18 protein-coding genes are annotated in these 18122 nt (G+C 49.4%); 15 read left to right on the top strand and 3 right to left on the bottom strand.

Features of this window, described 5'->3' with window-relative positions; all coding sequences use genetic code 11:
- The first annotated feature begins 133 nt into the window (after positions 1 to 133).
- Positions 134 to 1342 (top strand): sensor domain-containing diguanylate cyclase, encoded by a 1209-nt coding sequence (locus J5W02_RS06120; RefSeq protein ID WP_219964792.1) that lies wholly within the window; start codon positions 134 to 136, stop codon positions 1340 to 1342.
- A gap of 105 nt (positions 1343 to 1447) precedes the next feature.
- On the opposite strand, the gene J5W02_RS06115 is transcribed toward J5W02_RS06120, so the two are convergent.
- Complete coding sequence (locus J5W02_RS06115) at positions 1448 to 1705, bottom strand: HPr family phosphocarrier protein (RefSeq protein WP_219964791.1); 258 nt, start codon at positions 1703 to 1705, stop codon at positions 1448 to 1450.
- 392 nt (positions 1706 to 2097) lie between these two features.
- Between J5W02_RS06115 and J5W02_RS06110 the strand changes: the two genes are divergently transcribed.
- The 8 genes from J5W02_RS06110 to J5W02_RS06075 all read left to right on the top strand — a co-directional run bounded on the left by J5W02_RS06110 (position 2098) and on the right by J5W02_RS06075 (position 10537).
- Positions 2098 to 3954, top strand: a complete 1857-nt coding sequence (locus J5W02_RS06110) for a BglG family transcription antiterminator (protein ID WP_219964790.1) — start codon at positions 2098 to 2100, stop codon at positions 3952 to 3954.
- A 12-nt stretch (positions 3955 to 3966) separates the two neighbouring features.
- Positions 3967 to 4428 carry a PTS sugar transporter subunit IIA gene (locus tag J5W02_RS06105; protein ID WP_219964789.1) on the top strand — a complete coding sequence of 154 codons (462 nt, stop codon included), beginning with the start codon at positions 3967 to 3969 and terminating at the stop codon, positions 4426 to 4428.
- A gap of 16 nt (positions 4429 to 4444) precedes the next feature.
- Positions 4445 to 4771 carry a PTS fructose transporter subunit IIB gene (locus J5W02_RS06100; RefSeq protein ID WP_219964788.1) on the top strand — a complete coding sequence of 109 codons (327 nt, stop codon included), beginning with the start codon at positions 4445 to 4447 and terminating at the stop codon, positions 4769 to 4771.
- A gap of 33 nt (positions 4772 to 4804) precedes the next feature.
- Complete coding sequence (locus J5W02_RS06095) at positions 4805 to 6052, top strand: PTS fructose transporter subunit IIC (protein WP_219964787.1); 1248 nt, start codon at positions 4805 to 4807, stop codon at positions 6050 to 6052.
- A 165-nt stretch (positions 6053 to 6217) separates the two neighbouring features.
- A complete protein-coding gene (locus J5W02_RS06090) occupies positions 6218 to 7291 on the top strand; it encodes a M24 family metallopeptidase (protein WP_219964786.1) in 1074 nt (357 codons plus the stop codon).
- A gap of 3 nt (positions 7292 to 7294) precedes the next feature.
- On the top strand, positions 7295 to 8353 hold the full coding sequence (ypdE, locus tag J5W02_RS06085) for an aminopeptidase (RefSeq protein WP_219964785.1): 1059 nt from the start codon (positions 7295 to 7297) through the stop codon (positions 8351 to 8353).
- Positions 8350 to 9528, top strand: a complete 1179-nt coding sequence (locus J5W02_RS06080) for a MalY/PatB family protein (protein ID WP_219964784.1) — start codon at positions 8350 to 8352, stop codon at positions 9526 to 9528. Before ypdE ends, J5W02_RS06080 begins: the two co-directional genes overlap by 4 nt.
- 43 nt (positions 9529 to 9571) lie before the next feature.
- A complete protein-coding gene (locus J5W02_RS06075; RefSeq protein ID WP_219964783.1) occupies positions 9572 to 10537 on the top strand; it encodes a type I phosphomannose isomerase catalytic subunit in 966 nt (321 codons plus the stop codon).
- A 92-nt stretch (positions 10538 to 10629) separates the two neighbouring features.
- On the opposite strand, the gene J5W02_RS06070 is transcribed toward J5W02_RS06075, so the two are convergent.
- Positions 10630 to 10914, bottom strand: coding sequence for a helix-turn-helix domain-containing protein (locus J5W02_RS06070; protein ID WP_219964782.1), 285 nt, complete (start codon positions 10912 to 10914; stop codon positions 10630 to 10632).
- Positions 10915 to 10928: 14 nt separating this feature from the next.
- Positions 10929 to 11918, bottom strand: a complete 990-nt coding sequence (locus J5W02_RS06065) for a hypothetical protein (RefSeq protein ID WP_219964781.1) — start codon at positions 11916 to 11918, stop codon at positions 10929 to 10931.
- 884 nt (positions 11919 to 12802) lie between these two features.
- Here J5W02_RS06065 and J5W02_RS06060 point away from each other — a divergent pair.
- The 6 genes from J5W02_RS06060 (at position 12803) to J5W02_RS06035 (ending at position 18122) form a co-directional block, all read left to right on the top strand.
- Positions 12803 to 13927 carry an ABC transporter substrate-binding protein gene (locus J5W02_RS06060; protein ID WP_219964780.1) on the top strand — a complete coding sequence of 375 codons (1125 nt, stop codon included), beginning with the start codon at positions 12803 to 12805 and terminating at the stop codon, positions 13925 to 13927.
- 172 nt (positions 13928 to 14099) lie between these two features.
- A complete protein-coding gene (locus J5W02_RS06055) occupies positions 14100 to 14933 on the top strand; it encodes an ABC transporter permease (RefSeq protein ID WP_219964779.1) in 834 nt (277 codons plus the stop codon).
- 14 nt (positions 14934 to 14947) lie between these two features.
- On the top strand, positions 14948 to 15733 hold the full coding sequence (locus J5W02_RS06050) for an ABC transporter permease (protein WP_219964778.1): 786 nt from the start codon (positions 14948 to 14950) through the stop codon (positions 15731 to 15733).
- Positions 15715 to 16482: an ABC transporter ATP-binding protein gene (locus J5W02_RS06045; protein ID WP_219964777.1), complete on the top strand. Its 768-nt coding sequence runs from the start codon at positions 15715 to 15717 to the stop codon at positions 16480 to 16482. The genes J5W02_RS06050 and J5W02_RS06045 overlap by 19 nt, the downstream gene beginning before the upstream one ends.
- 22 nt (positions 16483 to 16504) lie before the next feature.
- Positions 16505 to 17263 carry an ABC transporter ATP-binding protein gene (locus J5W02_RS06040; RefSeq protein WP_219964776.1) on the top strand — a complete coding sequence of 253 codons (759 nt, stop codon included), beginning with the start codon at positions 16505 to 16507 and terminating at the stop codon, positions 17261 to 17263.
- Positions 17264 to 17354: 91 nt separating this feature from the next.
- Positions 17355 to 18122, top strand: a complete 768-nt coding sequence (locus J5W02_RS06035; RefSeq protein ID WP_219965285.1) for an SDR family NAD(P)-dependent oxidoreductase — start codon at positions 17355 to 17357, stop codon at positions 18120 to 18122.

Genomic DNA, 18122 nt, shown 5'->3' with positions numbered 1-18122 from the left:
ATTTTCTAAATAAGTCATAAAAGAAGAATTTCACAGTTTAAACATATTTCTATTTATGGTAATATATAGAAAATATATATTTCTGTGACACACTTTTCCTATGGGATAAGCGCTGCCGCTAAGGAGCCACAAAATGGAAGAAACGCTGCTTCTGAAACTAAAGAATTTTTTTCATTTGAAGATATCAACGGAAGAACAAAAAGAATTTGATCTTTATATTCTGACAGCAAACATCAAACGCGGCAAAATGACTGCCGTTACCTTCCTTGTGCTGGAAGCTGCTGCGATTCTGTTTTCCTGTATGGTAAAGCGTGATACACTTTTACGGGAGCCTCAGCGCTACTATTTGCTGATGTATGCGGTAATGATCGCGTCGATGACGGTGTTTCTTCTCTTTTTCCGCCAGTTTGAAAAGAATATAGACAGGAACAGGAGAGCAATCTGGACAACCGGGATCCTGTTTGCGGGATTCATTCTGCTCTGGTGCGCCGGAATCACTCTGCTGGATCAGCTGACCTCCGGTCAGATTATCGTTTTTACCGTCGCCGTTATTTGTGTGGCGGTCGTTCCTTTTTATTCACCTGTCACTTTATTTTTTATTTATTTGGGAACAGAAGGAGTTTTTCTTCTGCTTTTGCCCGCTTTCCAGAAGTCGGAGGGGTTTTTATTCAATAATTCACTCAACAGTGCCTCTTATGTAGTTTTGTCGTGGGCGATCGCTCACATGATGTACAAAAATAAAATTTACGAATTTCACAACGGTAAAATCATACGGGAAAAAAATGAAGAACTGCAAAGAATCAATGGACAGCTCACACTGGCCAATCAGACGCTGGAAAAGCTGGCTGTAACGGACGGGCTGACCAATGTTTATAACCGTTCTTACTTTGACCGAACCGTCCGGCGGGAGTGGAACCGCTGTCAGCGCGGCCGGGCACCGATTGCTCTGATTATGATTGATATTGACTATTTTAAGGAATTCAATGACCATTACGGCCATCCGGCTGGGGACCGCTGTGTCAGACAGATTGCGGGCGTGCTTGCTTCATGTGTCAGACGCTCTTCTGATTCTGTGACCCGGTACGGCGGAGACGAATTCGCAGTCTTACTTCCCTGTATGGAGAGCGATCAGGTATCCCTAGTCGCTCATAAAATAAAAGAGGAAATCAAGAATCTTGCGATTCCGCACCGGCATTCGCCCGGAGGGCCCGTCGTATCCGTGAGTGTGGGGGCCTATACCGTTGTACCCGACAGTGGGATCGCTCTTTCAGAGTTTATTAATATTGCTGACAAAGCCTTATACGAAGCAAAAAAGACACGCGACCATGTGGTGGTTACATAATTTTTATCAAGAAGCCGAATAGAACATCTGCAAAAAGCGCAGGGATTCGTTCCCTGCGCTTTTTTGTCTGCTTTTCAGCTGTGAGTGATTGCGGATATGCTAACTTTATAAATTGGCCTTAAAGAAAGCAAGCAGCGTTTCGGTGGCTTTTTCCTCGTCACCGCCCTGTGCAGTAACGGTGACCGATTCGCCCTTTTTCACGGCCAGTCCCATGACCGCGAAGATCTTTTTGGCGTTTGCCGCAGTTCCATTCTTAACCACCTGAATGTCCGAAGCGAACGCAGACGCTGCTTTTACAAGCAGTCCGGCCGGACGAGCATGGATTCCTTCTGGGTCTGTAACGGTATAAGTAAACTGTTTCATGAAAATACTCCCTTTAGCTGTCATTTGCGCCAGCGACGCACTTGTTTTTTCTGCTTTTTATGATAACATACTCACAAGGAAATGCAACTATTCGTATTTTCCGCAGGGGTTAGATTTAAGCGCGGACAAAGAAAAAATATTCACATTGAGAATTATTATGTTTTGCAAACAGGGATTGTACCGTCTAATTTTTCTGCGTTTTTCTTGATTTATGAAAAGATGAAAAGTCCCAAAACTGCCGTAAATTCACGGATTTGACACATAAATTATACAAGATAAACAGTAATTTGTTTTCAGTGGCACCATCCGATGTCAAAGATTATAAGGAAATTCCCGTATAAAAAGTTATAATAGAATTGACCGGTGAGATCAAACACAAGGGAGGTGATTGGATGCTGACAAAAATTCAGATCAAACTGATACAACATCTCAGCGAGACACAGACACCGCTGACAGCGGAGGACATTGCCAAGCTGATCGACATTTCTTCCCGTACTGCCAAACGATATGTGGAAATTATCAATGATGAAATCAAGGAATACGGGCTGGAAATCGTTTCAAAGCGCGGCGTGGGCTACGAGCTGAAAGGCGACCTCAGAACGGTGAAAAAGCTGCTGAGCGGCGAGTCCTATGACGACAGCGCCGAACGTGTTAGGAGCACGCTGCTGACCATCATCCAGTCACAGCCAATCACAATAGAAGCGCTTTCCGGCCGTGTGCATTTAAGCCCTTCCACCGTTAACAAGATGACGCCGTCCGTGAAAGACTATCTTCACAAATATGGACTGGAGCTGTCATCAAAACCCTATTACGGGCTGTTTATAGACGGCGAGGAAATCAATATCCGCACACTTCTGACGGATATCGGGTTCAATATTGAGCAGGGCAGCTTTCAGGTGAATCTGCCGAATCTGAGCGAAAAAGAATATAAACAGATCGACAGTGCCGTGCTGGAAAATTTAAAACGGATACAGGTAGTTGCCGCGGACAGGGATATTCAGAATCTGTCCATGCGCATTGCCGTTTCCTTTTCCCGCGCAAGACAGAACTGCTGCCTGACCCATCTTTCGTTGCCGAAAAACGTGCGGAAGTATCATCTGCAGGTCATTCATCAGATCATGGATCCGCTTGCGAAGTCCTTTGACATTGTGCTGAATGACAAGGAGTTTCAGTATATTGCCGCGCTCTCCGGCCCCGTGATACAAAGCTTTGAAGCAGATAAAGTAAATGTGGAGGACCATATCCACACCTTTGTAAAGGACCGGATTAAGGAAATCTCTCTGATTTCTGGCTCCGAGTATTCCGCCGACGAAAAGGTGATTGAATCTCTTTCCGTACACATCAAAATTCTTCTGGAGCGGATGGAAAATCAGATTTCTGTGAAAAATCCCCTGCTCAGCCAGATCAAAAAGAAATACCCCATTGAAATGAACTACGCGATATTTCTGGCGCAGAAAATTGAAAAAGAGTACGGGGTAACGATAGGCGAAGATGAACTGGGGTACCTTGCCATGCATTTCGGCGCGTTCCATGAAAGAATGAACAGCCGGAAAAAGGCAGCCATCCTGTGCAGCTACGGAATCGGCACCAGTCAGCTGATTACCGAGCGGATCAGCAGGGAAATCCCGGAGCTTGAAATTGCCGGCGTGTACCCGATTCATTATCTGGAAAGCGCTCTGGCACACGATCCGGACATTGTTATTTCAACCGTAGACATCGACAATTATCACAGCAGTATTCCGCTGGTGGTCATCGAAGATTTTCTGGGCAGTGACTGTATTGTCCGGATTAAAGATGCCCTGCATCACCGCGGGAAAGAGAAACCCAGCCTTGTTTCCATGTTCCGGCCGGAAGCGTTTTTCCGGTTACAGGCGCAGACAAGGGAAGAGGCAATTGAAGAGATTGGAAAACGAATGCTGGCAATGGGCCTCATTCAGAAAAGCACGCTGGATTCCGTCAAAATGAGGGAGAAGAAATCCTCCACGGACATTGGCAATCTGGTGGCTGTCCCCCATACGATTTTTCAGGGCAATCTGCCTTCCGTGGTGGGGATCGGCATTTTACCGCAACCGATTAAATGGGGGGAGGAAAATGTTCAGTTGCTGTTCTTTATCAGCTTTAACAGCGCTGACAGCGCCAATGCATCGATGTTCCGTGAGTTGTATGGGTGTGTAAAGGATATCAAACTGGTGAACCAGCTGATTGCTTCCTCTTCTTATGACCAATTTATTAAAAATTTTTCTTATTGAAGGAGAACACATATGCAGGAAGATAGCGTTTTTAAGAGGGAGTATGTTCTGATAGATGCGGATGTTTCCACAAAAGCGGAATGTCTTGCCTTCATTGCCGAAAAGGCGGTGGAGTTTGGAATCAGTTCCAGTGTGCAGGGCACCATCGACGGTTTTATGGAGCGCGAAGCGGTGGACAGCACCGGTTTCAGCGACGGTTTTGCAATTCCGCACACGCGCTGTGACGCAATCCTGAAACCATCTGTGATGGTGGTTAAGACAAAGCGCGGCATTGACTGGCCGTCCATGGACGGGGAGCCGACCGTTGTTGTTTTCGCTCTGCTGGTTCCCAGGGAAGTGGAAGGTACGGTCCACCTGAAGCTTCTTTCCGCGCTTTCCCGCAAGCTGGTCAACGCGGAGTTTCAGAAGTCACTGCTCAATTCGTGTGATTCCGATGAAATATTCGGTATTATAAATCAAGCAATTCAAAGTTAAGAAGGAGGAACAGAACATGGCAAAAAAACTGGTAGCTCTGTGCGCCTGCACAATGGGTCTGGCCCATACCTTCATGGCCGCGCAGTCCCTGGAAGAGGCGGCGAAGGAACTGGGGTACGAGGTGAAAATCGAAACGCAGGGCGCGGACGGAATCCAAAACGCGCTGACCCCGAAGGATCTTGAGGAAGCCGATATTATTATTCAGGCTGTGGCGATCACACCGGAAAATAATGACCGTTTCGACAACTACGATGTGTACGAAATCGGCCTGCAGGACGCCATCAAAAACGCCAAAGGCATCATTAAGGAAATCGAAGAAATGATTTCCGCAGAAGCACAGTAATTACATAAATAAATATTTTGAGGAGGAGTTAAAATGGCAATTACAAAAAAGAGCGCAGTCAACGGCGGAACCGACCGTCCAAAGCTTAATATCGGTTCCACTTCCCCCGCACCGGAGAAAAAGGGTGTCTGGGCAGAGCTTTCCAAACATGTTATGACCGGTATTTCCAACATGATTCCGTTCCTGATTATGGGCGGACTGATTCTGGCGCTGTCCCAGCTGATTCCTTATGTAATCCTCGGCGTCGACCCCTCCATGGGCATTATAGACGCAATGAACTCCGGAAAATACACCGGGTCATCCATCGGTTTGCTCAAATTCGCCCAGCTGACTCTGGAATTCGGCGGCACCCTGTTCGGCTTTGCCATCCCGATGTTCGCGGCCTTTATGGCGAACTCCATCGGCGGCAAGCTCGCTTTCCCGGCCGGCTTTATCGGCGGCCTGATGGCTACAAAACCGACCTCCATTCTGAGCCTTACAGACGGCAAATGGGAAGCGAATTCCCCGGTTGCCTCCACCTTCCTGGGCGCAATCCTGATTGCTATCGCGGCTGGCTATTTCGTAAAATGGCTGAACAAATCCATTAAAGTAAGCCACAATATGCTTGCTTTCAAAACAACATTCTTAATCCCGATTATTGCGGCTGCCGGCGTTATGCTCGGTATGCACTTGGTTGTTACCCCGCTCGGCGGACTGATCAACTCTGGAATTAAATCCGCTCTGGGCGCTGCAGGCGCGGCAGGCAGCTTTGGCTACGCAATCGCACTTTCCGCTGCGACCGCCATTGACCTTGGCGGCCCGATCAACAAGGCTGCGGGCTTTGTGGCCCTGAGCTTTACGACCGACAAGCTGCTGCCGATTACGGCCCGCTGCATCGCCATTGTCGTTCCGTCCATCGGTCTTGGCCTTGCGACGATCATTGACAAAATGGTTGTCGGCAGACATGTTTTTGACAAGCAGTTCTATCCCCAGGGCAAAACCGCCATGTTCCTTGCCTTCATGGGCATCAGCGAAGGTTCCATCCCGTTTGCTCTTGAGAAACCCTCCATCACCATTCCGGCCTACATGATCGGCGCCATCGTCGGCGGTACCTCCGCCGTTGCCATGGGCGCGGTTCAGTGGTTCCCGGAATCCGCAATCTGGGCATGGCCGCTGATTTCCAATATCGCCGCCTATATTGCCGGTATTGCTATTGGAGCGGTCATCACCGCGCTGATTGTTATTTTCGCAAGAAACAATCTGATTAAAAAAGGCAAGCTGGAAGTAGACTCCAACGACTGATTACATAGAAGCTGAGAGAAAGGAGTGCGTAACGTACTCCTTTCTTAAGCTGTAAACATTACGGCAGGCCGGGACGAATTTCCCCGCCAACGCGGAAAGCTACTGCGTTACCGGTCTGGGGAAGGAGTGCAATGGGTACTCCTTCCTTATTATATAGGAGAAAACATGAACAGACTTGAAAATTGCCGCGCCATTCTGGCGGGCTGCAACGCACAGGCGATGCTGTGTACCTCTTATCACAATAAATTTTATCTTTCCGGGCTTTACAGCTCCTCCGGCTATGTGCTGATTACGCAAAAGCAGAAATATGTGATTGTGGATTCGCGTTATTATGAGGAAGTAAGGCAAAATAACCGGGATGCACAGGTTCTGCTGATGACGGGGGAAAAGACCTACGACTTGCTCATCAACGGGATTATTGAAGAAGAAAATATCCGTACCGTCGGGTTTGAGGGCGACGATCTTTCCTATGACCGTTACCGGTCGCTGGAAAAGAAGCTTCACGCTTCGTTGGTTCCTATCGATATCAATCCGATCCGTGCGGTGAAAGACGCTCAGGAAATTGAGACAATACAGAAAGCCTGCGCCATAGCGGACGAGGCTTATGCGCATATTTTAAATTTTGTCAGAGTCGGTATGAGGGAAGACGAAGTCGCCAATGAGCTGGTTCACTTTATGAAGCAGAACGGCGCGATGAAGGAATCCTTCGATACCATTGTTGCCAGCGGCGTCCGCGGCTCTATGCCGCACGCCAAGGCAGGTTCCAAAAAAATCGAGTCCGGCGACCTCGTGACCCTTGACTTCGGAGCGAAAGTCGGCCAGTACTGTTCCGATATTACCCGTACGTTTGCGGTCGGAAAAGCACCGGATGGAGAACTGCTGAAAATCTATGAGACGGTTCGGGAAGCACAGCAGAAGGGGATAGAGGCCGTTTGCGCCGGCACCCGTTTCTGCGACGCGGACCGGGCGGCCAGATCGGTCATTGAAAAGGCCGGGTACGGCGAATATTTCGGCCATAATCTGGGGCATTCGCTGGGCATCAACGACCACGAAGACCCGCGCCTTTCCCCTACGGAGGAAGCACGAATGGAAGCCGGGATGGTCGTGACTGTAGAGCCGGGCATCTATGTGCCGGGGCTCGGCGGCGTTCGGATTGAAGACGATGTGCTGGTAACGGCAAACCGCCCCCGGGTTTTGACCCGCTCGCCCAAGCAGCTGATAGTTGCAGATAAGGAGTAACCGATGAATATTGAACTGGTAAAAAAACTGAGCAACGCGGACGCGGTTGCCTCGCACGAGGACGAGGTCAGAAGCATCCTGCTGGAAGAACTGAAGAATTATTCTGATGAGGTGGATTTTGACAGGCTCGGTTCCGCCATCTTCCATAAAAAGGGAGATGCGCAGGGCCCGCGGGTCATGGTGTGCGCTCATATGGACGAAGTCGGATTTCTGGTCAGAAGCATCAGCAAAATCGGGATGCTTTACGTCATCCCGGTTGGAAGCGTGCGTACCTTCTCAAAATTTATGCAGGGAGTCCGGGTCACCACGCAATCCGGCAAAAAAATTCCCGGTATTCTAAATTCCGTTTACGCGGACGGCGACGTTAAGGATCTGGTGGTCGACATCGGTGCCGTTTCCGAGGAAGAGGCGCTTGCGCTGGGCATCCGCGTGGGGGACATGGTGACCTTCAGCAGCGAATGTCAGGAATACGGGGTTGACGGTACCTTTGCGGGCAAGGCCTTTGACGACCGCCTTGGCTGCTATGTGATGGCGGAGACACTCAAGCGCCTTTCCAGTACGGAGATCCCCAATCAGCTGTTTATGGCGGCTACCTCCAGTGAAGAGGTGGGCCTAAGGGGCGGAAAAACCTCCGCGTATAAAATTCAGCCCGACATCGTCATCGTGCTGGACGTCGCCTGTTGGGGAAACGAGTTGGTGCGTGACCACACCAATAACCGGCAGATCGGGCGCGGCCCCATGCTGCTGCATTATGATAAGACCTTGGTGCCTTCTTCCCGCCTTGTGAACCACATCCTTAAAATTGCCGATGAAAACGGTATTGCGCTTCAGCAGGATATGTTCAGCAACGGCGGTACGGACGGCGGGCAGGCGCATCTCTCCCGTGACGGCGCGGTGTGCGCCGTGCTGGGTATCCCGCTGCGCTACGGCCACAGCCCGTGGTCCATCGGCAGCGCTGCCGATGTGGACAATGCGGTTCTTCTGCTGACAGAGCTTTTAAAGAGTCTGGATAAAGACGCTTACCTTAGAACGGTGGATTTTGCACACGGGAGGCAGTCATGACGGATTTTAATCTTTTCCCCGACCGCTACGCGGAAAAATGCCGCAAATGGGATCGGGCAAAAATTGAGGAACACTTCGGCCCGGTCAAGGATGATTTCATTCCTATGTGGATTGCCGACATGGATTTCCGCGCGCCGGAACCGCTGGTTAGCAGGCTGCATCAGGCGGTGGAAAACGGTATTTTCGGCTACACCTATGTTTATGACGAATTCTACGACGCGGTAATCCGCTACTTTGAACGGCACCATCATTCCTCCCCGAAAAGGGAATGGCTGACCCTGTGCTACGGTACGGTGTCCACCCTGCACTATACCGTGCAGGCGTTCTGTCAAAAAGGGGATTATATCATGCTCAGTACTCCGGTGTACGACCCCTTTGAGCGGGCTGCGACCGCTTTCGGCGCACAGGTGGTTGAAAACGAGCTGGTCGTGAAAGACAACCGCTACCAGATTGATTTTGAAAAGATGGAAGAGCAGCTCAAGCAATACCGTCCAAAGCTGTATATGCTCTGCAATCCCCACAACCCCTCCGGCAGGATTTGGAGCCGTGAGGAACTGGTCACGCTGATTTCCCTGTGCCAAAAATACGGAACCGTTGTTGTCGCCGACGAGGTGCACAGCGGAATGATATTGGACGGTGTGTATACTTCTACAATAGAGACCGGGGAACTTTTGAAGAATGTTATCCTTTTATCTTCTCCGAATAAGCAGTATAATTTAGGTGGACTGAAAACCTCTTACGCGATCATTCAAAATGAGGAGCTGCGCAAAACCTTCCGCGACCGCCTGACGAAAAATTCCATTACCTCCCCGACGGTGTTTGGTATCCTTGCGCTCATCACCTGTTACAATGAAGGCGAGGAATACTCCCGCGCGCTGATGGGCTACCTTGGGGAAAATTACCGCTATGCCCGTGAAGCCATAGAGAACCGGATTCCAAAGCTGTCCTTTATGGAGATGGAGTCCTCCTATCTGCTTTGGGTAAATATTCAGAATACGAAACTGGACAGTGACACCTTTACGCACCGCCTTGCAAAGGAAACGGGGGTGCTGGTGGAAAGCGGGAACAATTTTGTCGGCAACGGCGAAGGGTATATCCGTATCAATCTTGGGACTCAGTTTGAAAATGTAAAGGAAGCGTTTACAAGGATAGAAAAATTTGTAAACGGTCTGTAATGCGTAAAAGGCTTGGATTAGGAAACAGAAAGGGGTCATTCATTTGGGACCACTGAAACTAACCGCCCCCTGCAAGGACTATCTTTGGGGGGGAACTAAGCTCAGAACGGAATACCGCCAGCAAAGCGACGCGCAGAAGCTTGCGGAGAGCTGGATGCTCTCCTGCCATCCGGACGGGCTGTCCGTGATTTCCGGCGGAGAATTTGACGGGATGACACTGAAAGACCTGATTGCACAAGAGGGACGGGAAATTTTGGGGACGAACTGCGACCGCTTTGAGCAGTTTCCGGTTCTGGTTAAGCTGATTGACGCGCAGGACCGTCTTTCCATACAGGTTCATCCCAACAACGAATACGCGCTGGCCCATGAGGGCGAGTACGGCAAGACGGAAATGTGGTATATTCTGGAGAACGAGCCGGGGGCTTTTCTTTATTATGGGTTTCAGAAGGAAATCAGCAAAGAGGAATTTGCCGAACGAATCCAAAACCAGACACTGACAGAGGTACTGAATAAAGTGGAGGTTCACCCGGGCGACGTGTTTTTTATCGACGCGGGAACGCTCCACGCGATCGGCGCGGGGATTGTTTTGGCGGAAATTCAGCAGAATTCCAACACGACCTACCGCATTTACGATTACGGCAGAGTCGGCGCGGACGGGAAACTGCGCGCTCTGCATGTGGACAAAGCGCTGGATGTCACGGAGCTGAAACGTCCCGTGCGCTCCGCAAAGCCCCAGGGTGAACCGGAAAAGGACGGGGACTGCGTGAAAACGCTGCTCGCTTCCTGCCCGTATTTTACTGTATCCCAGATTGTGCTTTCCGGTGAAACGGTGATGACGGCCGACGCTTCCAGCTTTCAGTCTCTGCTGTGTGTTTTCGGAGGCGGAACACTTTGCAGGGAGGGCGAGGTACCGGTTCCGCTACAAAAGGGCGACAGCCTTTTTGTTCCGGCGGGAATGGGAGAGTATACGCTCAGGGGCAATATGGAGTTTCTGCTGACCACGCTTTGAGAGCTGAATCTGAATTTACAGAAGAAAACCGCCGTTTGGGGAGTGTTTCCCAAACGGCGGTTTTTCTCGCTTGGCGCTTCTTGAATAGGCGGTCAAGTTTGTTTTCCGTCTTGTTTTGCGCATGACTGCAAAGCTTCTTTTATTTGCGGAATATTAAGTCCGCTTTCTTTCAGCTGTTTAATCCTTTGGATGCGTTCAACCGTTTCTTCCCGTCTGTATCTTCGTGTCAGGTTTTGTTCCGCCTGCTCAAACAGAAGCATGGCTTCTTCCGTATAGAATTTCAGCGTACTGTAGCGGCATCCGGTAATACGCGCCAATTCGCCGATGGAGACATATTCGGAGGCCAGAATGGCGTCCATAGTACGTTGTCGCGACATATTATTTCCATCCTTTAAAAGGGAATTCTGGGAATCAGGCGGACGCCGTGAATCGGAACCCTCCCATAAATGGCCTGCGGGACTGCTTTATAAACCAGATTGTCTATTTTAATAATGGGAACCGAGCCCGCGTGCAGTACGGTGAATTCATGACCGTATTTCCTCAGCCGGGTCTCAACGTCCTCCAGCCTTTTGTCTGCATTGGAAAACCAGGCCTCGGTATCAATAAAAACAGATTGAGAACGTTCAAAAACAGGATAGATAAAATTAATCCCCGCCGCAAAGGGCTTTTTAAAAACACTTTTTTTCCAGTGAAGGAACTGCTTGGCTGCCAGCTCCGCGCTGTGGTGGATTCGCACAGGATACAACGCTTTCGCAAGCGGGCTGTGAAGGTATAACTCATTCATTCTGGCCGCTGCCGTTTCCAGGTCGTTCAGAGAAAAGAAATCGCTGAAACTGCCGCTTTCCCGCAACAGCCAGAGCATGCAGATGGCTTCATCCGTTACGGGGCCGTTATCCAGAACCTCCGCTTTGATGGTTTCCGTAATCGCCTCGTATTCCGGAATGTTGCTTCGGTATTCCATGTATGGAACCCCGGAAGAATCAAAATACAGGTCGCAGCCCAGCAGGTTGGGAATTTCCTGAAGAAGATCCTGCTCCCTTAAAGAGTCGGCAACACTCATTTCCAGTTTCTTTAACCTTCTCCCGGAAAGCGAGTAGGCGGCCTTCAGGTACCGTTTCAGGCTGAGTGCTCTCGCTGAATTGATTTTCTTATTCAGCGGTTCCAGTATAGACCGGCTGTACGCCGCTGAATCAGGCAGCGCAGCCTTCCGTAAATCCACGGCAGTCCAGCTGGTACCGGAGTTGCTGTCCAGAAGTGTCTCCAGAATAACGGAAGCCGCCATGCATCTGAGGGCTATTTTTTTTACGGTAGTGAGGTATTTACTGTTCTGAGCATTCAGTGCTATCATAGCAAAGCTCTGTGTCAATGTCAGATCTTTCATAAGAATCCCCCTATTAATTAATAGCTGAATTTTTACTTATTACTTACTACTTACGATTTACACAACCATAGTATTCCTGTTTTACGGATTTGTCAACTTATTTCTATGAATGCATAAAAATGAATTGCTTCCAATCATTTTCCGTCGCGTCATCTCTTGCAAGTATTAAAAAAGACGGCCGACATCTCTCCCTGCTGTGCGAAGGTGCTGAAAACGTATCTGGAACCAAGGGAAAGCAGTGCGCCCGGCTGCTCTGGAATTCTCTGGAACAGCCGGCTGAAAAATTTCATTCAGCGCATTTTTCATTGCTTTCGTTTCCGATGAAAAAACAACTTATAATTCTGTTATTAAAATAAGAATGCGCATATCGTACAAGTTAAACAACATATTTTTGTGTGCCGTTCCAAATTTGGAAACAGACGCTAAAATACCATTGACAATCTGACACGCGCTTATTACAATATAGGTACAAAAGATACATTCGTGTTTATATCAGGCGATTATAAAGAGTTTGCCGAAATTTCAGAATCACGTTTCACTACATTGTCCCGCTCTGTTTTAAAGGATAAGTATCGAAATGTGTTTTTTATTTGTGGCAATACACTCGTGTTGATGTTATGCTCTGAAATTTGTAAACTCGAGTGTACTCCGCGCAGGTAAAGTGTAGACATGCACGATCCTTGGCAGCTCAATTTTCACCGCTTACATACAAAGCCGGCAGGAAAAGCGGTGAGAGATGCGAATAGAAAGTACTTGATGGCAGACAAGCAAAATCTCGGTTCGCCGTACAAACACTTTTTTAAGCAGAGCTCCAAAGCGGGAAGGTATGAAGACGCTTTACTAGCAAATGCTAGTAAAAACAAATTTGTCAGGAGGAGAAACTAATGAAAATGAAGAGGATTTTAGCACTTTGTCTCGCAGTTACCATGATTGTTGGCAGCTTTGCCGGATGCGGCAACGCAAGCAGTTCTTCCGCGGCCTCAACAGCGACTGGCTCAGGAGCACCTGCCAAAACCTACAAACTGAATGTTTCCGGTCTGAACGGCAGTATCAACTATACCCCTGTATATATTGCTGAGGAGAAGGGCTGGTTTAAAGATGCCGGTCTGGAAATCACAGATGTTATGTTCGACAACGGCCCTGTACAGATGGAAGCTCTGGGTTCCAACGCATGGGATATCGCCTGCACAGGCGTGGGCGGCGTTCTTTCCGGCACAATCGGCTATAATGCAGTTGTCGTCGGTGCTTCCAACTCCGACAACGGAACACAGACCATCTTCGTAAGAAACGATTCCAAGATTGCCAAAGCAGGCGCAGGCCACAACACCGTCAGCGACAAGATCATCGGTGACGCCGCTTCCTGGAAGGGCGCGACCGTCCTTTGCAACTCCGGTACCGTTCTGCAGTATCTGCTGCTGAAAACCCTGAACGGCTTTGGACTTGGCATGGACGCCGTAAAGTTTATTGCAATGGATTCCCCGACCGCCAACAGCGCATTCCTTGCCGGACAGGGCGACGCCGCGGTTCTTACCGGCGCAGTCAGCTTTGCGGACGACAAGAAAAACCTGACCCGCGTTTCCAGCGGTAACTGGGCGGACACCGGTCTGATGTGCAACTTTGTTGCAAATAAAGACAGCATTGCCGACACCGAGAAGAAAGAAGCAATGAAGATCTTCCTGCAGGTTTACTTCAAGACTCTTGACTGGATGAACGCAAACTTCGACGAGTCCACACAGTACTGCGTAGACTTCAGTGAGAAGTGCGGCAACACCATCACACTGGACACCGCGAAGATCTACCTTTCCCAGGACAAGTACTACACTTTGGATGAAGTGTACAGCATGATGCACAACAAGTCCGACAAGGGGGACTACACCGAAATGGAAGGCAAACTGATCGACGTTCTGAACTTCTTCATCGACTACGGCAACTACAAAAAGGGCGATGTAGATAAATTCAAGGGCCATTTGGACACCTCCCTGATCGATGCGCTTCACGACAAGAAATAATCAATAACTTACATTTTCCCAAATTATTGTAATCCAGTACTGTAGGAAAAACATTCACCGAAACGGAACTGCCGTAAAACTTTTAAAGTTGCGCTTACCGTAATTTGTTTTGCGGCAGTTTCCCGTTTTTTGCACCGGAATTACATATTCTCGAAAAGGAGCTGATTTGAGAATGTCCGTAGATAAGAAAAAGCTTGAAGAAGGGCTGAAAAAATACCAGAATCAGCAGAAAAAGTTGAGTCTGAAATATGCTCTGCTCAGCGCAGCCGGCATCTTGGGCTTTTTGCTGATCTGGCAGGCAGTTGTCAAGATGGGTTTGGTAAACGAGGCAAGACTTCCTACTCCGGTTACCATTTTGGAAACCCTGATTTATAAAGTTAGCAACGAATCCCCGGACGGCAGCGTCCTGATGGTCAACATTCTGGCGAGCTTACAGGTTGCCCTGACCGGCTTCCTCAGCGCCATTGTCATCGGTATCCCCCTTGGCCTGTTCATGGGCTGGTGGGAATACGCAGACCGTTTCATCCGTCCTATTTTTGAACTGATCCGTCCTATTCCGCCTATTGCTTGGATTCCTCTCGTCGTTGTATGGATGGGCATTGGCCTTCAGGCAAAAGCCCTGATTATTTTCTTCACCGCATTTGTACCCTGTGTGATTAACGCTTACACCGGTATTAAATTGACGAACAAGACTTTGATTAACGTATCCAAAACTTTTGGCGCTTCGAACTTTGAGATCTTTTACAAAGTAGGTATTCCGTCCTCACTTCCTATGGTGTTTGCCGGCATCCGCGTGGCATTGGGTAACTCCTGGTCCACCTTGGTGGCTGCCGAAATGTTGGCTGCAAGCGCCGGCTTGGGCTATATGATTCAAATTGGACGTACGGTAGCCCGCCCCGACATCGTAATCGTCGGCATGGTTGTTATTGGCGCAATCGGCGCTATCCTCTCCGGCCTGTTGTCATTATGTGAGCGCAGGCTTCTGAAATGGAAAGTTAACCGCTAAAGGAGGCATATACAATGGGCAGTAAACAAAAAGAACGTGTCCATGCGATTTTATACTGGGGTCTTCCGGTACTGGCTGTTATCCTGATTGTTGTCGCATGGGTTCTGTTTTCCGCACAGCACCCCGAACTGATGCCCGACCCCGTCAGTGTATGGAAACGTCTGATTAAGACGTTTGTAAAACCGATCGGTAATACCAACCTGTTTGGCCACGCGTGGGCCAGCTTGAGCCGTGTTCTGCTTGCTCTTTTAATTGCCTGGGCATTCGGAATTTTCTTCGGTATTCTAATAGGTTGGAACCGCACCGCCCGCGCGATTTTCGGCAGTATCTTTGAGGTTATCCGCCCGATTCCGCCGATTGCGTGGATTCCGATCATGATTATGTGGTTCGGGATCGGTGAGCTTCCTAAAATTCTTCTTGTTTTCATCGGTACGTTCGTGCCGCTGGTTATCAATACTTCCGCCGGTATCTCGATGGTTGACAAGATCAACATCAGCGTCGGTAAGGTTTTTGGCGGCAGCAATATGCAGATTCTGAAAGACATTGTTATTCCGACCGCACTTCCCTCCATTTTCGCCGGTATCCGTACCTCCGTCAGCTCCGGCTGGACAACCGTACTGGCCGCGGAAATGCTGGCCGCACAGCGCGGGCTGGGTTCTTTGGTAACGAAGGGCTGGCAGGGCAGCGACATGGCTCTGGTTCTGGTTGCCGTTATCACCATTGCGATTATCGGATCACTCCTGTCTTTCCTGTTAAACAAACTTGAGAAGGTGGTTTGTCCATGGAACAGCAACAAATGACGAAGAAAATGGAGGTCAAAGGCATCTCCAAGACCTTCTATAATAAAAATAGTTATTTCACTGCAATCGAGAATGTGAGCTTTGACGTGAAAGACGGCGAGTTTCTCGTCATCCTCGGCCCGGGCCGCTGCGGAAAGACTGTTCTGCTGAACATTATCGCCGGTCTTGAGGAAAAGACGGAGGGCGCTGTTATTTACAACGGCAAGGAAATCAGCGGCGTAAACCCGGAGGTCGGAATGGTCTTCCAGAAGCTCGCGCTGATGCCCTTCAAAACGGTTTTGCAGAACGTGGAGCTCGGCATGAAATTCCGCGGCGTACCCAAAGCGGAGCGTCACGAGGTTGCCCGCCGCTATATTGATCTGGTTGGACTGAAGGGATTTGAAAATTCTTATCCCACGCAGCTCTCCGGCGGTATGAAGCAGCGCGTCGGTATTGCGCGCGCCTACGCGAACGACCCGAAGGTTCTGATTATGGACGAGCCTTTCGGTCAGCTGGACGCACAGACCCGCTACTCCATGCAGAACGAAATTCTTCGTATCTGGGAGCAGGAAAAGCGCACCGTTGTCTTTGTTACAAACAACATTGAGGAAGCGTGCTATCTGGGCGACCGTATTATTCTGCTGAGCGACTGCCCGGCAAAAGTAAAAGAAATTTATAACATTGAGATACCGCGTCCCAGAAATATGGTCAGCAAGGAATTCATGGACCTGCGTGCTAAGATTTCCGACAACACAGATCTGGCCATCTGACCGGAGACGAAAGGAGATTACTATGGCTGAATTTGAGGATAACAGACCGCTCAAAGTTGAGGTTAAAGGACTGACAAAGCGCTTTGGCGACCTGCTGGTTTTGGATGACCTGAACTTTAATATCCGCAAAGGTGAATTTGTCTGCGTCGTTGGCCCGACGGGCTGCGGCAAGACCACCTTCCTGAATTGCCTGACCCGCATTCATATGCCCAGCGAAGGCGATCTTTACATTGACGGCGTGCCTGCCGATCCCCGCAAACACAATATTTCCTTCGTTTTCCAGGAGCCTTCCTCTCTGCCGTGGATGACGGTTGAAGACAATATTGCCTACGGCCTGAAAATCAAGAAATTGCCGCAGGCTGAAATTGACAGACGTGTGAACCGCATTCTGGATCTGATGGGACTACAGGAGGTCCGCAAAGTTTATCCGGGCGAGCTTTCCGTCAGCGCCGAGCAGCGTGTCATCATCGGGCGCTCCTTCGCAATGGAGCCCGACCTGCTTCTGATGGACGAGCCTTACGGCCAGATGGACGTTAAAGTCCGTTTTTATCTGGAAGACGAGGTTATCCGCCTGTGGAGAGAACTGGGCAGCACCGTTGTTTTCATTACGCATAACATTGAAGAGGCTGTTTACGTTGCCGAGCGCGTCATTATTTTGAGCAACAAACCTGCTCATATTAAGGAAGAGCTGAAAATTGACCTTCCGCATCCCCGTAATATTGCCGATCCCAAATTTATTGAGTACCGCAATTATATCACCGACAAGATTAAATGGTGGTAATGCCTTGTGCATTGCCCTCCCAAAATCATATCTAAAAATGAAAAGGTGTTGATTCCAAACGAACTGTGAAAGATTAAAGGGTAAAGTTGCTATTGTTACCGGCGCCGCCCGCGGAATCGGTTTTGGTATCGCCAAAAAATTCGCGGACGAGGGTGCGACCGTAGTCATTGCCGACGTTCTGGATGAAGCGGCACAGTCTGCCGAAAAGCTGGGCGATCAAGGCGATTTCTATAAAATCAATCTGCGCAGCCGCGATGCAATTTTCGCCATGGCAGACGAAATACACGCAAAATACGGCCACATTGACATTCTGGTCAACTGTGCAGGCGTTGCGCGTCCCTGCCCGACCCTCAAGCTGGGCGAGGAAATGCTGGATGAAGTAATCGACATCAATATGAAGGCTCCGCTTTTCTGCTGCCAGGCGGTTGGCAAGTATATGCGTAAAGACGGCGGCGGAAGCATCGTCAACATTTCATCCGGCAACAGCCGGATGATTAACGTAGGCCGCGTACCTTACGGAATTACCAAGGGCGCCGTCAATCTGCTGACCCAGCAGCTCGGCGCGGAGTGGGCCATGTACAACATTAAGGTAAACGCGATCGCTCCCGGCTGGATCCGTACGGAAATGGTCGAGCGCCCGCTTTCCACCGGAATTCTTGACGCGAAGAAGATCATGTCCGTATCTCCGATCGGACGTTTCGGAACGGTTGAGGAAATAGCAAATCTGGCGTGTTTCCTTGCAAGCGACGAATCCAACTACATTGTCGGTCAGATTATCTTTGACGACGGCGGCTGGAGCATGGGAATTATGCCGGACGGTTTGGATTATATTCGTGAAAATGATAAAGAGGAAGAATAA

This window comes from Caproiciproducens faecalis (genome assembly GCF_019448085.1).
GTDB classification, from domain to species: domain Bacteria; phylum Bacillota; class Clostridia; order Oscillospirales; family Acutalibacteraceae; genus Caproiciproducens; species Caproiciproducens faecalis.
The sequence above is the reverse complement of the archived record's forward strand: the minus strand, read 5'-3'. Positions and strand labels throughout refer to the sequence as shown.

Coding starts and splice junctions, on each gene's coding strand:
- J5W02_RS06120 (WP_219964792.1), top strand. CDS start 134: ATGGAAGAAACGCTGCTTCTGAAACTAAAGAATTTTTTTCATTTGAAG.
- J5W02_RS06115 (WP_219964791.1), bottom strand. CDS start 1,705: ATGAAACAGTTTACTTATACCGTTACAGACCCAGAAGGAATCCATGCT.
- J5W02_RS06110 (WP_219964790.1), top strand. CDS start 2,098: ATGCTGACAAAAATTCAGATCAAACTGATACAACATCTCAGCGAGACA.
- J5W02_RS06105 (WP_219964789.1), top strand. CDS start 3,967: ATGCAGGAAGATAGCGTTTTTAAGAGGGAGTATGTTCTGATAGATGCG.
- J5W02_RS06100 (WP_219964788.1), top strand. CDS start 4,445: ATGGCAAAAAAACTGGTAGCTCTGTGCGCCTGCACAATGGGTCTGGCC.
- J5W02_RS06095 (WP_219964787.1), top strand. CDS start 4,805: ATGGCAATTACAAAAAAGAGCGCAGTCAACGGCGGAACCGACCGTCCA.
- J5W02_RS06090 (WP_219964786.1), top strand. CDS start 6,218: ATGAACAGACTTGAAAATTGCCGCGCCATTCTGGCGGGCTGCAACGCA.
- ypdE (WP_219964785.1), top strand. CDS start 7,295: ATGAATATTGAACTGGTAAAAAAACTGAGCAACGCGGACGCGGTTGCC.
- J5W02_RS06080 (WP_219964784.1), top strand. CDS start 8,350: ATGACGGATTTTAATCTTTTCCCCGACCGCTACGCGGAAAAATGCCGC.
- J5W02_RS06070 (WP_219964782.1), bottom strand. CDS start 10,914: ATGTCGCGACAACGTACTATGGACGCCATTCTGGCCTCCGAATATGTC.
- J5W02_RS06065 (WP_219964781.1), bottom strand. CDS start 11,918: ATGAAAGATCTGACATTGACACAGAGCTTTGCTATGATAGCACTGAAT.
- J5W02_RS06060 (WP_219964780.1), top strand. CDS start 12,803: ATGAAAATGAAGAGGATTTTAGCACTTTGTCTCGCAGTTACCATGATT.
- J5W02_RS06055 (WP_219964779.1), top strand. CDS start 14,100: ATGTCCGTAGATAAGAAAAAGCTTGAAGAAGGGCTGAAAAAATACCAG.
- J5W02_RS06050 (WP_219964778.1), top strand. CDS start 14,948: ATGGGCAGTAAACAAAAAGAACGTGTCCATGCGATTTTATACTGGGGT.
- J5W02_RS06045 (WP_219964777.1), top strand. CDS start 15,715: ATGGAACAGCAACAAATGACGAAGAAAATGGAGGTCAAAGGCATCTCC.
- J5W02_RS06040 (WP_219964776.1), top strand. CDS start 16,505: ATGGCTGAATTTGAGGATAACAGACCGCTCAAAGTTGAGGTTAAAGGA.